This is a genomic window from Devosia yakushimensis, from assembly GCF_030159855.1.
GTDB classification, from domain to species: Bacteria; Pseudomonadota; Alphaproteobacteria; order Rhizobiales; family Devosiaceae; genus Devosia; species Devosia yakushimensis.
The window spans coordinates 3,452,678-3,467,037 of record NZ_BSNG01000001.1 but is presented as its reverse complement, the minus strand read 5'-3'; the positions used below and the strand labels follow the sequence as shown (position 1 = coordinate 3,467,037).

The 14,360-nt window shown below is 61.9% G+C and carries 16 protein-coding genes; 9 read left to right on the top strand and 7 right to left on the bottom strand.

The genetic code is table 11. The features are described 5' to 3' along the window. Positions 1–297: 297 nt before the first annotated feature. Positions 298–444, top strand: a complete 147-nt coding sequence (locus QQL79_RS16730; protein WP_284392696.1) for a Flp family type IVb pilin — start codon at positions 298–300, stop codon at positions 442–444. A 159-nt stretch (positions 445–603) separates the two neighbouring features. On the opposite strand, the gene QQL79_RS16725 is transcribed toward QQL79_RS16730, so the two are convergent. Next, on the bottom strand, positions 604–963 hold the full coding sequence (locus QQL79_RS16725) for an HU family DNA-binding protein (protein ID WP_284392695.1): 360 nt from the start codon (positions 961–963) through the stop codon (positions 604–606). 221 nt (positions 964–1,184) lie between these two features. On the opposite strand from QQL79_RS16725, the gene rirA reads away from it, so the two are divergent. Beyond that, on the top strand, positions 1,185–1,646 hold the full coding sequence (gene rirA / locus QQL79_RS16720) for an iron-responsive transcriptional regulator RirA (RefSeq protein ID WP_284392694.1): 462 nt from the start codon (positions 1,185–1,187) through the stop codon (positions 1,644–1,646). A 331-nt stretch (positions 1,647–1,977) separates the two neighbouring features. Further along, positions 1,978–3,789 (top strand): ABC-F family ATP-binding cassette domain-containing protein, encoded by a 1,812-nt coding sequence (locus QQL79_RS16715; RefSeq protein WP_284392693.1) that lies wholly within the window; start codon positions 1,978–1,980, stop codon positions 3,787–3,789. 240 nt (positions 3,790–4,029) lie between these two features. On the opposite strand, the gene QQL79_RS16710 is transcribed toward QQL79_RS16715, so the two are convergent. The 5 genes from QQL79_RS16710 to QQL79_RS16690 form a co-directional block, all read right to left on the bottom strand. Beyond that, the gene (locus QQL79_RS16710; RefSeq protein WP_284392692.1) at positions 4,030–4,926 is read right to left on the bottom strand and encodes a hypothetical protein; all 897 of its coding nucleotides are present in this window, start codon (positions 4,924–4,926) and stop codon (positions 4,030–4,032) included. Further along, positions 4,923–5,822 carry an ABC transporter ATP-binding protein gene (locus tag QQL79_RS16705; protein WP_284392691.1) on the bottom strand — a complete coding sequence of 300 codons (900 nt, stop codon included), beginning with the start codon at positions 5,820–5,822 and terminating at the stop codon, positions 4,923–4,925. The genes QQL79_RS16710 and QQL79_RS16705 overlap by 4 nt, the downstream gene beginning before the upstream one ends. Next, complete coding sequence (locus QQL79_RS16700; protein ID WP_284392690.1) at positions 5,815–6,201, bottom strand: GntR family transcriptional regulator; 387 nt, start codon at positions 6,199–6,201, stop codon at positions 5,815–5,817. The genes QQL79_RS16705 and QQL79_RS16700 overlap by 8 nt, the downstream gene beginning before the upstream one ends. An 83-nt stretch (positions 6,202–6,284) precedes the next feature. Further along, positions 6,285–7,943 (bottom strand): TadG family pilus assembly protein, encoded by a 1,659-nt coding sequence (locus QQL79_RS16695; protein ID WP_284392689.1) that lies wholly within the window; start codon positions 7,941–7,943, stop codon positions 6,285–6,287. Then, positions 7,940–8,368, bottom strand: coding sequence for a TadE/TadG family type IV pilus assembly protein (locus QQL79_RS16690; protein WP_284392688.1), 429 nt, complete (start codon positions 8,366–8,368; stop codon positions 7,940–7,942). The genes QQL79_RS16695 and QQL79_RS16690 overlap by 4 nt, the downstream gene beginning before the upstream one ends. Positions 8,369–8,550: 182 nt before the next feature. Here QQL79_RS16690 and QQL79_RS16685 point away from each other — a divergent pair, with 182 nt between their 5' ends. Together QQL79_RS16685 and QQL79_RS16680 are read left to right on the top strand one after the other, a co-directional pair. Continuing rightward, positions 8,551–9,309, top strand: a complete 759-nt coding sequence (locus QQL79_RS16685) for a copper homeostasis protein CutC (protein WP_284392687.1) — start codon at positions 8,551–8,553, stop codon at positions 9,307–9,309. 38 nt (positions 9,310–9,347) lie between these two features. Continuing rightward, on the top strand, positions 9,348–10,133 hold the full coding sequence (locus QQL79_RS16680) for a siderophore ferric iron reductase (RefSeq protein WP_284392686.1): 786 nt from the start codon (positions 9,348–9,350) through the stop codon (positions 10,131–10,133). A 156-nt stretch (positions 10,134–10,289) separates the two neighbouring features. On the opposite strand, the gene QQL79_RS16675 is transcribed toward QQL79_RS16680, so the two are convergent. Beyond that, on the bottom strand, positions 10,290–10,799 hold the full coding sequence (locus tag QQL79_RS16675; protein ID WP_370461258.1) for an SH3 domain-containing protein: 510 nt from the start codon (positions 10,797–10,799) through the stop codon (positions 10,290–10,292). 181 nt (positions 10,800–10,980) lie between these two features. Between QQL79_RS16675 and QQL79_RS16670 the strand changes: the two genes are divergently transcribed. The 4 genes from QQL79_RS16670 (at position 10,981) to truB (ending at position 14,196) form a co-directional block, all read left to right on the top strand. After that, the gene (locus QQL79_RS16670) at positions 10,981–12,006 is read left to right on the top strand and encodes a 2-hydroxyacid dehydrogenase (protein ID WP_284392683.1); all 1,026 of its coding nucleotides are present in this window, start codon (positions 10,981–10,983) and stop codon (positions 12,004–12,006) included. Between the two features lie 171 nt (positions 12,007–12,177). Continuing rightward, entirely contained in the window at positions 12,178–12,855 is a 678-nt protein-coding gene (locus QQL79_RS16665; protein WP_284392682.1) for a hypothetical protein, read from the top strand. Positions 12,856–12,886: 31 nt separating this feature from the next. Next, the gene (gene rbfA, locus QQL79_RS16660) at positions 12,887–13,297 is read left to right on the top strand and encodes a 30S ribosome-binding factor RbfA (RefSeq protein WP_284392681.1); all 411 of its coding nucleotides are present in this window, start codon (positions 12,887–12,889) and stop codon (positions 13,295–13,297) included. After that, positions 13,294–14,196 carry a tRNA pseudouridine(55) synthase TruB gene (gene truB, locus QQL79_RS16655; RefSeq protein ID WP_284392680.1) on the top strand — a complete coding sequence of 301 codons (903 nt, stop codon included), beginning with the start codon at positions 13,294–13,296 and terminating at the stop codon, positions 14,194–14,196. Before rbfA ends, truB begins: the two co-directional genes overlap by 4 nt. Positions 14,197–14,360: the final 164 nt, after the last annotated feature.

Below are 14,360 nucleotides of genomic sequence, written 5' to 3'. Positions count from 1 at the left end.
GTTCCCGGATTCTTCCGGGCTCGTGGTTAACTTGCCCTCTGCCTCGCCGGGGCGCCACGTAAACCCTTTATTAACCTTTATGAAGATGGTTAATATTGGCTTGCCTGCTCCGCTTTGCCCGTGGATCTCGCAAGAAGATGAGCTATTTCAAAGTGTTACTGGTCAGGGATTGCTAAAAAGCAAGCGATTTTGCTGGTGCAAAAAGTTACCATGCGTTCAGATTGAGTTCAGTCTTATTCGGGCACACTCCAGGCCTAATCTGTTGCGTGCATAGGGGCGTTACCCATGATTTCGGCCATGACCAGTTTTCTGCGCGACGAAGCGGGCGTGACCCCGGTCGAATATGGTTTGATCGCCGCAATTATCGTGGTTGCCACCACCTGCGCGGTCTCCGCTGCTGGCTTCAGCCTGGCCGACATCGCCAATCTGGCGCAGGGCCACTAGGTCCAGTTCCTATTCAGCTTTTCTGACGGGTAGACAGCCGTAATCCAGTCCCTCCTCTCGAAGGGAAGGAGCGGATCGGGGCCTCTCGGCTGACCTCAAATCTAAATGTCGATTCGGTCTGGAAACGGCCGTCCAAATAGCGCGATTGCCGTGCCCGGCTCAGCGCGGCTGAACCGCTGCCTCCACTTCCCAGTCCCGCCGCCGTGCCGGCTTGCTTGCGGCTCGGGTGACCGCCAGGTCGAGCTGATCGCGCAATTGCATGCTGGGCGTGAAGATCACGGTATGGCGCGGCGAAATGCGATGGGCGGTGCCGGTGCGCGGATTGCGGCCCAGCCGCTCGGCCCGGGGCCGAACCTGCAGCGAGCCGAAAGCGGTGAGCTTGACGCCCTCCCCCTCCATCAGGGCCTGCCCGATCAGCGCGAACATGGCATCGCCAATGGCCGCCACCTCATGCTTGGACATGCCGGTCTTTTGTGCTGCTGCTTCGCTGAGCATTGCGCGCGTGATTGTTTTGCTCACGATTTTCCTTCCCTGCCGCCATTAAATTCATAGGAGGAATTTAAGCCGCTGTCCAGCATTGTGCGCAGGGCGAGAAATATGATTTGATCGTTCAGGTTTAGTTGACTTATTTTAGAATGGTTATAAGTTAGGGGCAGTGTTAAGAGAGCCTCAATGCTATTAAATGCTTGAGTGCACGTCGTTTTTGGCCGTTGTCCCCGACTCGGCAGAAAGGTCCATCCGTGAGACTGACGCGTCAATCCAACTATGCCATTCGCGCCCTGGTCTATTGCGCGGTCAATGAGCCCGAGCTCAGCCGCGTCGCCGATATCGCCAAGTCCTACAATATTTCCGAACTGTTCCTGTTCAAGCTGATCAAGCCGCTGGTCGAAAACGGGCTGATCGAGACCGTGCGCGGCCGCCATGGCGGCATCAAGCTGGGCAAGCCCGCCGACCAGATCACCCTGTTCGATACGATCCGCCTCACCGAAGAAAATTTCGCCCTGGCCGAATGTTTCGAAGACGGCGCCGATTGCCCGCTGATCGGGGAATGCGATCTCAATGGCGCGCTCCGCGAAGCGCTGGGGGCCTTCTTCACCGTCCTGCAGAAATACACCATTGCCGATCTCGCCAGCAAAAAGCGCTCGATTCGCGACCGCCTCGGCCTCAATGTCATCGACGCCATGATGGCTCCCGCCGAATAATTTTCGGCCCCCGGTTTTGTCTCAACGCCGCTCCGGTCCACCGGGGCGGCGTTTTGCGTTCAGCCGCTGTTATTTTTTGGTTCGTCTCTGTGGCAAGATTCCATAAATATGAGTTTGACAGTCATGATTAGATATGGTTTTCTCCAGTTATCGCGAGCGCGCTGACAGTGGCCAGAGGGGTTGGTCCCCAGCGCAGCGAGCGGCACGACGGGGCTTGCTGCTACCGTCTCCCCGGGCTGGTCAGGGTCCTCAACGCCCTGACCAGCCTTTTTGCGCGCATTGATCTGGCGCACCGCCTGTGATCTATCCGGGCCGGAAATCCGGGATAATCATGGCCGCCGCACCACTTCTTTCGCTCCAGAACATTCACCTGACCTTCGGCGGCACCACGCTGCTCGAAAGCGCCGAGCTGATCGTCTCGCCCGGCCAGCGCATCGCGCTGGTGGGCCGCAATGGTTCGGGCAAGTCCACCCTGCTCAAGATTGCCGCCGGCGATGTCGCCCATGATGGCGGGGTGCGCTTCGTCGAGCCCAGCGCCACCGTGCGCTATCTGCCGCAAGAGCCTGATCTGTCAGCCTTCGCCACTACGCTCGCCTATGTCGAAGCGGGCCTCGGGCCGGGCGACGACATCTATCGCGCGCAGTATCTGCTCAATTCCCTGGGCCTCACCGGCGAGGAAAGCCCCAAAAATCTGTCGGGTGGCGAAGGCCGCCGCGCCGCTCTGGCGCGGGTTCTGGCGCCCAAGCCCGATATCCTGCTGCTCGACGAACCCACAAACCATCTCGATCTCCCCGCCATCGAATGGCTGCAGGCCGAACTCAATTCCTTGCGCTCGGCCATGGTGCTGATCAGCCACGATCGGCGCTTCCTGTCCGATCTCACCCGCGCCACCGTCTGGCTCGACCGCGGCGTCACCCGCCGGCTCGACAAGGGTTTCTCGGCCTTTGAAGCCTGGCGCGACCAGGTTCTGGAAGAAGAAGAACGCGACCGCCACAAGCTCGACCGCCAGATCGTGCGCGAAGAACATTGGCTGCGCTACGGCGTCACCGCCCGCCGCAAGCGCAATGTCGGACGTCTGGAACGCCTGGGCAATCTGCGCCAGGACAGGCGCGAGCAGCGCCGCGTGACCGGCAGCGTCAACATGACCGTCTCGGAGGGCCGCACCTCGGGCGCACTGGTTGTTGAAGCCGAAAATATCGTCAAATCCTATGGCGGCCGGCCCATCGTCAACGATTTTTCGACCCGCGTGCTGCGCGGCGACCGCATCGGCATTGTCGGCCCCAATGGTGCCGGCAAGACCACGCTGATCAAGATGCTGACCGGACTGCTTGAGCCCGATAGCGGCACGATCAAGCTGGGTTCGGCGCTGGAACTGGCCATGCTCGATCAGGGCCGCGCCAAGCTCGTGCCCGAAACCCGCCTCAAGGACGCACTGACCGGCGGGGGCAGCGACACCATCCACATCAATGGCGAGCCGCGCCATGTCGTGGGCTATATGAAAGACTTTCTGTTCACTCCCGAACAGGCCAATACCCCCATTGGCAAACTCTCGGGCGGCGAACGGGCCCGCGTCGCGCTGGCTCGTGCCCTCTCGCTCCCCTCAAATTTCCTCGTGCTGGACGAGCCGACCAACGATCTCGATCTGGAAACCCTAGATCTGCTTGAGGAAATGGTGTCGGACTATTCGGGCACTGTCATTGTCGTCAGCCATGACCGCGATTTTCTCGATCGCGTCGCCACTTCGGTCATCATTGCCGAGGGCGGCGGGCAATGGACTGAATATGCCGGCGGCTATTCCGACATGGTCATCCAGCGCGGCGAAGGGGTCAATGCCCGCGCCGCCGTCACCAAGCCCCACCGTGCCGGCAAGACGGCGCTGACGCAGACCACTGCCGCCACTGCCAAGCGCAAGCTCTCCTTCAAGGAAAAGCACGCGCTCGAAACCCTGCCCAAGGATATCGAAAAGCTCGAAGCCGAGATCAAGACGCTCAATGCGGTCCTGGCCGATGGCAATCTCTATGCCCGCGACCCCAATGGCTTTGCCGCCAAATCCAAGGCCCTGGCCGCCGCCGAAACCAAACGCGCCGCCGCCGAGGAGCAATGGCTGGAACTCGAACTGTTGCGGGAAGAGCTGGAGGGGTAGGGGGCGACCTCGGCGTCATCCCGGCTCGCGCCGGAATGACACGACGTGTACTCGACCCATCTCACCCACCGCGTCTCCCTCGGGCTTGACCCGAGGGCCGCTCTCCCCTCGGCACGCGCGGCGAATGATCCTCGGGTCAAGCCCGAGGAAGCGATTGTGGGTGGGGGAGGCCAGTGGACTCGATGTCATTCCGGCCTGCGCCGGAATGACTCAGTGGATTACCCTCCAAACGTCTCCGCCCTACCCGTTCACATTGCTGCGCCGGCGATATTCGCTCGCCACATAGAGGCAGATCAGCGCGAAAACCACGCCAATGCCCACCTGCGGCCAATCCATCCGGGCAATGAGGTCGGTGGTGTAGCTGATCGCGTTGAACGGCTCCTTGCCGATGAACCAGACGTCGACATAGCCGTCCTCGACCAGGGTGAAGGTCGTGCGATAGCCCAGATAGTCCCAGGTATGGGTGGAGAAGGGATGCAGGCCCCCAAGGGTAACCCATTCCAGCATGGCCACGATGGAGGGCAGCAGCAGCGATACCGGAATGGCCCAGCGGCCGATGGCGGTGGCCAAGGCGCCGACCAGCGCCATGAACGGCAGATACCACAATAATCCGCAAACGATGGTGACGAGGATCGCCAGCCCCACATGACCATAGACCACCGCGATATTGCCCAGCGCGGTAAAACTGCCCGTGCCATTGATCATGGTGGTGACAAAGGCCACGCCATAGAGCAGCAATCCGCTCAGCAGCGCCACGGCAAAGACCGTGCCCGGCAGGATGGTGACGGCCGCCGTCAGCTTGCTCAGCAGCATCTTGAAATCGCTGACCGGCATGGATTTCCAGAACAGCATGGAATTGTTGCGCTTGTCGGCGGCAAAGCCATCGGCGCAATAGAAGAACAAGGTGCCGGTGAGATAGAGCGACCAGGCAACGCCGAAGCCCAGAAAGCCGAGCTCGTAGATGCGCAGCGGGGCGACGGTGAACATGGCGCCCGAAAAACGCGCATCGACACGCCCCACCGTAAAGGCCAGCACCGTGGCGCCGAACAGCAGGATGACCAGCAGCAGGGGGCCATAGAGAAAGGCCCCCTTGTGTTCGATGAATTCGCGCCGCACCAGGGCAATGAAAGCCTTCATTGGGCCGGCTCCGGATTGGCGGTGGGCCGCTGCATCAGCGCAACGAACAGGTCCGACAGCGTCGGCGTCGAAAGCGTGCCGAAGGGTTCGAGCACGGCGCGGTCGACTCCGTCGAAGATCATGACGGTCTGGCCGAACCGGGTTTCCTCGTAGACCGGCTCATGTGCCCGGGCCGCGGCCTGCTGGGCCGGATCGTTGACGACCAATTGGGTAAACTTGTCGTTCACCGTCTCCATCTGCATATGCAGGATCAGTTCGCCATCGCGGATGAACATGATGTCGGACAGCATGAACTCGATCTCGTCCACCTGGTGGGTGGTGATGAGCAGAGTGCGCTCCTCGGTCATGTAATCTTCCAGCAGCCGCCGGTAGAAGCGTTTGCGATAGGTGATGTCGAGCCCCAGCGTGGGTTCGTCCAGCACCAGCAGCTTGGCGTCGATCGCCATCACCACGGCCAGGTGCAATTGCGCGATCATGCCCTTGGAGAGGGTCTTGATCTTCATCTCAGGCTTGATGTCGGTGCCAGCCAGGAAGCTCTGCGCCTTGGCCTGGCTGAAATTGGGATGGATATTGGAGAGCAGGGCAAACAGTTCCCGCACCCGCATGAACCGCGGCAGGCTCGCCACGTCAGAGATGAAGGCGACATTCTCCATCAGCTTGGCGCGCTTGGCGAAGGGATCTTCCCCCAGGACTCGGATCGTGCCTTCGCAATTGGTTAGGCCCAGCATGGCATTGAGCGTGGTGGTCTTGCCGGCGCCATTATGCCCGATCAGGCCATAGATGCGGCCGGGTGGAATATCGAAATCCAGCCCATGCAGGATTTCCTTGCCGCCGAACTTCTTGCGCAGGCCACGGGCCGAGACGATGGGTTCGACCGAAACAGAAAGATCAGTCATTTTTGATCAGCCCTTGTGCGGGAGGAGGAGTGGGAATTTTGGCGAGCAGACTGGCCACGTCCAATTCGAGCGCGGCAATTTGGGCGGCAATGCGGGGCCAGTCCTCCTTGAGGAATTTCTCCCGCTCATGGGCGAGCAATTCGGCTCGCGCCCCGGTTTTGACGAACATGCCCAGTCCCCTTCGCTTTTCCACCACGCCGATATCGACCAGAGCTTCGAATGCCTTGGTAACCGTCAGCGGATTGACCGAAAGGTCCCCGGCAATCTGGCGCACAGATGGCAGGGCATCCCCTTCCGCCGCAGCGCCGCGCAGGATCATCTCGATAAGCCGCTGCCGGATCTGCACGAAGATCGGCTGGCTGGTGTGAAAATCATCCATGTGTTGTGCCTATGTAGTGTGTTAGTTTTGTAGCACACTAAGCGCAGCTGTCAAGGGGTTTGAAGTTTGGTGATTTTGGGGTGTCAGCCGACCAGCACCGGATGGGTGCAGCGCACGCCATAGACCTTCACGTCGGCCTCGCCGATGGACACGCCCAGGGCCTTGAGCAGACCGGCAATAACCGGGTCGAGTACGGGACCCAGCGGCGTCAGCAGCGCCGACAGCAAGCCGGTGATAAGGTCCAGTCCGATGCCTATTACGGTGAGCCTGAGCGATCCCAGGAGCGATCCCATCAATGAGGTGATGATGGTGGTGGTCTTGGCGGTCTTGATGGTGCCCGCAGCGATGTCGGCAGACGAAAAGTTCAAGGCAACGGGGGTTCCCTGCGCAATTTCGGCGCGGGCGACAGCAGTCACTGTAATATTGGCCAGAATGATATTCAGCCTGATCAACGTGGCCACCCCGATATTGGGTATGGAGTTGAAGGCGCCAAACGTATTCTCGTTGACTTCACCCAGGATAAGACGCAACGCGCCTGGCCGCGCCAGGATGGTCGCGCTGCCATGCGGGTTTGCGCTGGTGGGGCAGGTGGCCGAACTGGCAATGGCCTCCGAATGGGCCGCTTCCAGATAGAGCGGAAGATTGACGTCGACTATGGGCAAAAGCCCCAGCAGGTCCAGCTTGAGTTTGGCGACAATTCTTGCACGGACCTGGGCGGTGCGCACCACCGTCTGAAGCGGGCCGATAGCGTACCAGCTGCCGCCTTGGGGCGGCTCGCCCACTGCAACGGTGGTGGTCAGACCCAGCAGGCCCGGTACATTCAGGTTCAGGCCGATATTGACCTGATGCTTGCTATCACTTAGGGCCGCGCTGGCCGAGAGCAGGTCCAGCGCGGAAATCTTGGTGAACAGGCCATTGGCCGCGCCGGTGCCGATATCGAAATCACCCAGCCCGCCCAGGCGCAGCAACTGGCCGAGTGGCAAAGTGCCATTGTTTCCAGCCGCATTGGCCAGCTTGCGCATAGCCGTCTGCTGCGTTCCGACCAGGAGATCGGCCAGCGCCGCCGCCAGCTTGCCATGGTCCACCCGCATGGCCAGCAGATCGTTATAGGTGCCGACATTGACGCCCATCTTGATGGCAAGCCTGTCGAGAAAGGCAAAGAGATCGACCTGCGCACCGACCAGGCCATTATAATCCAGCGCCGTCAGCGCGATATTGGTGCCGAGCAGCCCGTTGAGTACACCATTGATGGCCCCGCCTTCGACCTTGGCCAGCCGCGACCCCACGGAAAACGCCACCTGCGGGGTGACAGTTGCGATGGCCGAGGCGCTGATCGTGGGCGGTTCGGTCCAGCCATTGGCGAAATAAAGCGTACCCGGCTTGCTGAATGACACCTGCACTGCATTGACCGGCGTGGCATTGGCAACGAAGCGGTTGGCGGCGGCGACGGCCGGGTCGGGATTGTACCGGCCGGTCACCACCGTCAGCCCTGCCTGGGAGGCGGCAGTCATCAGCCCCGCATTCTGCAGGGATTTGTGTGCAACGCTTTGCGCCGTGGCGGCACTGGTCGCCGCTTCGAGCGCCGCCAGGTCTACCCCATTCTGCACCGCCCGGCGTTCGTAATAGAGCCCGCCGGCATCCACCGCAAAAGCCGCCACGACCGCGGAAACGGCAAAGCCGGCCGCGAACATCACCACCATATTGCCGCGCTGGCTGGCAATAAATCGCCGCCATAGAGTCATATGCCGCCCTTGCGAATGGTCGAACTATAGGCCATCTGCGCATTGGGCAGCGGCAGGGGTACATAGAGATTCCAGATCGGCAGTTCCGAAGCGTCGTAGTGCAAGGTCACCAGATATTGCGTCGGATCGCTGGTGTCGTCGCGGATATCGAAGGTCAGATGCGCGCTATCGATCAGCATGTACCCGTCGGCATTATTGTCGAGATAGGTCTCGACCAGCCGGTTCCGCTCGGTCTCGTTCAACCCGGCTATCGCGGTGCGCGCCGCGTCGGCCGTCAGCTGTTGCAGAGAATTGGCCGCCCCGAAATAAATCCCGTAGGCGAGCATGCCGGTGAGCAACAGCACAAAGACCGGCGTCAGAAGAGCGAATTCTATGGCAGACGTCGCTCGGTCGTCACGAACCCATGAAGCACGATGGGATCGCATAATAAGCCTCCCAGCTAGCCTAGATTATGCCAAAAGCCTGCGCCCAATTCGTTGACAGATCGTCAATTTTTACCGCTCAACTATTACGTATGCCTAAAATATAGGCAAATCTGGAATGGTAGATTGACCTTGCTGGCCGGGGTCTGGAAGGCTATCCAATGCGTACCAATAGGAGACCAGTGATGCCGCGCCATCCGTTCAAGATTGAAATCTGCGTCGAAGGCACCGATGGGCTGGTCGCGGCCCAAAATGCGGGTGCCGACCGGGTGGAACTTTGCGCGAGCCTGCTCGAAGGCGGGCTGACGCCCAGCCTGGGCGTGGTGCGCGAAGCCCTGCGCGTCGCCACTATTCCCTTCCACGTCATCATTCGTCCGCGCGGCGGCGATTTCCTCTATTCCGAGCTCGAATTCGCCAGCATGCTCGAGGACGTCAAGGCCATGCGCGAGCTGGGCGTGGCCGGTGTCGTCATCGGGTGCCTCACTGCCGATGGCGAGATCGATGAAGCGCGCACCAAGGCGCTGGTCGATGCCGCCCGCCCCCTCAAGGTCACCTGCCACCGCGCCTTCGACATGACGCATGATTACCGCGCCGCTATCGAGGCCCTGGTGCGCGCCGGGGTCGATCGCGTCTTGACCAGCGGGCAGCGTGACACCGCTCTTGAAGGCGTCGACATCCTCAAGGACACCACCGCCATTGCCGATGGCCGCATCGTCATCATGGCCTGCGGTGCCCTCGATCAGGACAATATCGCCCAGGTGCGCCGCGCCACTGGCGTCGATGAGATGCATTTCGCCGCCCTCAAGACGCTCAAAAGCACCATGGCCTTCCGCAATCCCCATGTCGGCATGGGTGGCACGGCCATCGAGCGCGAATATGAAATCACCGTGACCGACGAGAACGCGGTGCGCGCCACCATTGCAGCGGCGCGGGCGGCGGCTTGACGCTTCCGCCGCCGGCGTCGTGGCGCTAGGCTCGTCCGGTGAAGACACGAAATTATCTTTTTGCCCCGGACGACGCTTCGGCGCAGACCGCCCAGCTCATCGCCACCGCGGCGCGCGTCACCGGCTTCATGAAGGGAGCGCCGGGTGGTCACCGGCCGGGCTGGTATCGGCCAGGCGAAGACAATTCGGCCGTGCTGGCTCAGCTTCATGCCCGGCTGGCCGAAACCTATCCCGCGGCGGGCCCGGCATTCTGGGCCGTCCGCCTCTGGACCAACTTCCTCTGGCAACCCGCCTATCTTGCTGTTATCGCCGCCCATATCCACGGCGCCATGCCTGATCTCGGCCAGTTGTCGCAGCGTGTCGATGGCATCTATGCCGATGGCTATCGCCTGCCGGCCGGCCCGCACCAGGCTGGCTCAACCGAGCAATTGATCGCTTTGGCCGCCGCGTCCCTGCAGCCCTTCACCGCCGCCCTGCTCGATGAAATCAATGTCCTGGTCCGGCTCAAGCCATTACCGGCAAAGCGCCTCCTGGCCGATCGCATGCTCTCCATCATCGCCCGCCTGCCGCAATGGCAGGAGGTCAGCGCCGCAGCGGCGGAAGGCTATGGGCAGCAATGGCTGGCCGCATTGGGATCGAGCGGCCAGGGCCGCCTCGACCGGATTGGGGTGAGTGGTGGCCGTGAGGTGGTTATCGTGACGCGCAAGGGCTGCTGTCTCGATTATCTCATCGAACCCAAGGCCTATTGCGCCTCCTGCCCCAAACAGGGCGAAGCGGCCCGCATTGCCCGCCAGACGGCCAATGCCGTGGCGGAATTGGATTGATTTGGGCGGAGCGGTGCGGGCATTGATCTCGCCCACCCACTGCCGCTTCCTCGGGCTCGACCGAGGGTCACTCCCGAAAGATCCTCGGGTCAAGCCCGAGGAAGCGATTGTGGGAGAGGAGCTATCGCGCGAGAGTATCGCTATGGGCATGAACTCCTAATCGAATTCCTCATCGGGGTAGACGCCCCAGATCTCTTCCTGGCGCAGGTAGCCTGAATAGGCGCGGTGCTCGTCGCCCTGGGAGGCGCTGACTTCGCACCAGTCTCCGTCGCATTCCTTGATCTGTACGCGGAGCCCCGGCCCCAGCCGGGCCCGCACACCGGCATCGTCCGATTTGCTGCCCAACAGGTCGATTTCGCCATTGGCCATGACCGGGGTGACATAGCCGGCCCTGGTTCCCGAGAGCAGGTTCTGGTGCACCCAGCCCTCGTCGCCATCCACATCGCGGATTTTCCGCCACGTATCGAATTCCTGGATGATTTCGACCGGCACACCGGCCTTGAGATAGGTCCAGGCCACGTCATATTTAGTGCCCGGCCCCACCCGCACATTGATCGGGGTGGAGCGCGTGCTGGCAAAACGCGGCAGGGGCAGCCCGCTGGGATTGTCCGCTTGCGCCCAGGCCGGCGTGGCGCAGACCATCGTCAGCAGCGCCAGGCAAACCATCAGAATGCGGAGGACGAGGCTTTTGGGTAGCTGAATATGGCGGACGCGCAGCGCGCCGGAGGTCTCGTCAAACATGACTTTGCAGAAGGTCTGGATTTGCCCTATCACTACGCCATGATCCTTAATGGTCGCTGAAGGCGGGGTTGTCCACAAGCCTGCCCAGCCTCGCTTCCGGAACTTGATGACCAGCTCCAAACCCAAGATTCTCGTCACCCGGCGCCTGCCCGAATCCATCGAGGCGCGGATGGCGACGTTGTTCGAAACCGATATCAACGAAGGCGATGTTACCCTCACCGCCGATGATATTATCGAAGGACTGGCCGGCAAGGATGTGCTGGTAAGCTCCATTACCGATCGCATCGATGCCGATCTGGTTGCCCGGCTGCCCAAATCGGTGCGCCTCATTGCGCAGTTCGGCAATGGCGTCGACAATATCGATGTCGAGGCCGCCTGGGCGGCCGGGCTCACCGTCACCAATACGCCAAGCGTGCTCACCGAAGACACTGCCGATATGGCCATGGTGCTGATGCTGGCTCTGCCGCGCCGGCTGGTCGAAGGTACCCAGATGCTGGTGCGCGATGGCGTCTGGGCCGGCTGGTCGCCCACCTCCATGCTGGGGCATCGCTTGCGCGGCAAGGCGCTGGGCATTGTCGGCATGGGGCGCATCGGCACGGCGGTTGCGCAGCGGGCCAAGGCTTTCGGCCTGCACATCCATTATTTTTCCCGCAATCGCCGCCCGCCGGCCATAGAGACGCCGCTCGAAGCCACCTATTGGGACGATCTCGATGCCATGCTGGGCGTCGTCGATATCGTCTCTCTTCATACGCCCCATACCCGTGAGACCTTTCACATTCTGTCCGCCGAACGGCTGATGGCCATGAAGCCGGGCAGTTTCGTGGTCAATGTCTCGCGGCCTGAATTGATCGACGAGGCGGCGCTGGTCACCCAGATTGAAAACGGGCATCTGAGCGGGGCGGCGCTCGATGTTTTCGAAAACCGGCATGGCATTGATCCACGCCTATTGGCCCTGGCCGAGGACAATAAGGTCGTGCTGACTGCCCATATGGCTTCGGCCACGCTCGAGGCGCGTATCGAGATGGGCGAGACCGTCATCGTCAATATCCGCACCTTCATGGATGGCCACCAGCCGCCCCATCGCCTGCTGCCCGAGGGGCCACGCGATGCCGGCCGCAGCCAGCGCGCCTGATTTCGGCCACAAGTGTTGCACCGGAACAGCACAAGGCGCCCTTCGGCGCCACCATTCCGCTTTGCCTCTTGCCGGGCACCGGTTTTGCCCCCTAATCCTTGCTGGAAAGTGGCGCCAGCGGGGGCGGGCGTTGCAATTGTGTGTTGCGGAATTCGGGTGAGGAGTGCCCTCTTGTCTATTGGCAAACCGTTCATGCTGGCCGCCGGTCTCACCGGCGCCTTGCTGCTGGCGTTTCCGGCTATGGCGCAGGAGGCGGCTCCCGAACCGGTCTTGAGCGCCGCCGACAGCAAGCTGCTGCTTGATGTGCCCGGCCAGCGCCTGGCCATGCCGCTGCCCGATTGGATCAATCCGGGCGATGTCAGCTCGGGCGACGTCCGGCCGCTGGTCGAATTCAGCTATTCCGTCGAAAACGGCCAGATTAAGCTCGATATCCGTCCCAAGGGCCAGACCCGGACCGATTGGCAGACCGCTTTCGGCGCCCACCTGCAGGAACAGACCAGCGGTACGCTGGTGGGGTTCCGCCGCAGCGTCATGGCTGGCTATGGCCAGACCTGCCAGCCCGATACCATGGCCTTCTTCCAATTCGGCCAGGATAGCGGCGACGAGCTGGCGCCGCTCGGCTTTGCCTGCGGTGCTTTTTTCGATGGCCTGGAAGGGTTTGCCGGCCAGGGCGAGGTGGCGGTCATGAGCTTCCGCAAAAGCGCCAAGGGCGTCGCTGTCTTCTACCAGGCCTGGCGTGGTCCGGCCTTCGATCCATCCCAGCCCGCGAGCTGGCCGGTGGCGACCAAACTGGTCGAAGAGCGCTCGCGCCAGCTTCAGGCCGAAGTCAGTCTCACACTGGCGGATTGACGGGGGCGCGGCGAGGGCCTAATTCCCCGCCATGAGCAAAGATAACAAGCCAATTGGCCCCAGCCAGCGCATGTTGCGCGTCGGCGAACTCGTCCGCCATGCCCTGGCGGCGATCTTCGCGCGCGGCGATGTCGAGGACGATGCCCTGCGCGGCGCCGTCATCACCGTGCCCGAAGTGCGCATGACGCCCGATCTCAAGATCGCCAATGCCTATGTCATGCCCCTGGGAGGGCTGCATGCCGAGGAAATCGTTGCGGCGCTCAATCGCCATCGCAAATTCATCCGTGGCCGCGTGGCGCCGCAGATCAATATGAAATTCGCCCCCGAATTGCGTTTCTTCGTCGACGATACGTTCGAGGAAGCCAGCCGCATCGATTCCCTGCTTCGCTCCGACCGGGTGCAGCGCGATCTCGATGGCGACGAGGACGAGACCGACCATTGAGCGCGCCCAAGCGCATCAAGCGCACTATTTCCGGTTGGGTCGTTCTCAACAAACCTTATGACATGACCTCGACCCAGGCCGTGGGCAAGGTGCGCTGGCTGTTCGGCGCGGCCAAGGCCGGCCATGCCGGCACGCTCGACCCCCTGGCCACCGGCATCCTTCCCATCGCTCTGGGCGAGGCCACCAAGGCCGTGCCCCAGGTGCAGGACGGCACCAAAGTCTATCGCTTCGCCATTCAATGGGGCAGCGCCACGACGACTGACGATGCCGAGGGCAGCGTGGTGGCGACCTCTGACGTTCGGCCCGACCAAGCCGCGCTGCTTGCAGTGCTGCCGCGTTTCACCGGCACCATCCTGCAACGCCCACCGATCTACTCCGCCCTCAAGATCGATGGCGAACGCGCCTATGATCTGGCCCGGGCCGGCGAGAGCGTGGAACTGGCACCACGCGAGATCGATGTCGACGCTATCGAACTGCTGTCGCATGGCACGGAAAAATCGGTGCTCGAAGTCACCTGCGGCAAGGGCACCTATGTGCGCTCATTGGCGCGCGATATTGCCGAAGCGCTGGGCACACGCGGCCATGTCTCCATGCTGCACCGCGGCGCCGTCGGGCCGTTCAACGATACGGATGCACTGACCATCGAGCAACTTGAAGCGCTGGATATCAGCGAACGCGACGCTTTGCTGAAAAGTGTTTCGGCCGGCTTTACCGATCTGCCGGAAATCCGGCTGGACGCGCAACAGGCGACCGCCGTGCGGCATGGCAATGCGGTTCTGCTGACCGGCGCTGGTTCGCCCGTGTCGCTGGACGAATGCTGGGTGAGTTTTAAGGGCGAAGTGCTCGCCACCGGCTGGGTCGAGTTTGGCCAGTTCAAATGCCGGAGAGTCTTTAACTAGGGGATACCCCCACCTAGCCTCCCCCTGATAGGGGGAGGGACCGTTCGGTGTTTGTGACTCGATCCCGCCCCAAGAGTGGAGAGATCCCTCCCCCTATCAGGGGGAGGCTAGGAGGGGGTACCCCCTCCCTAAACAAAAAAAGGCGGGGATCGCTCCCCGCCTCC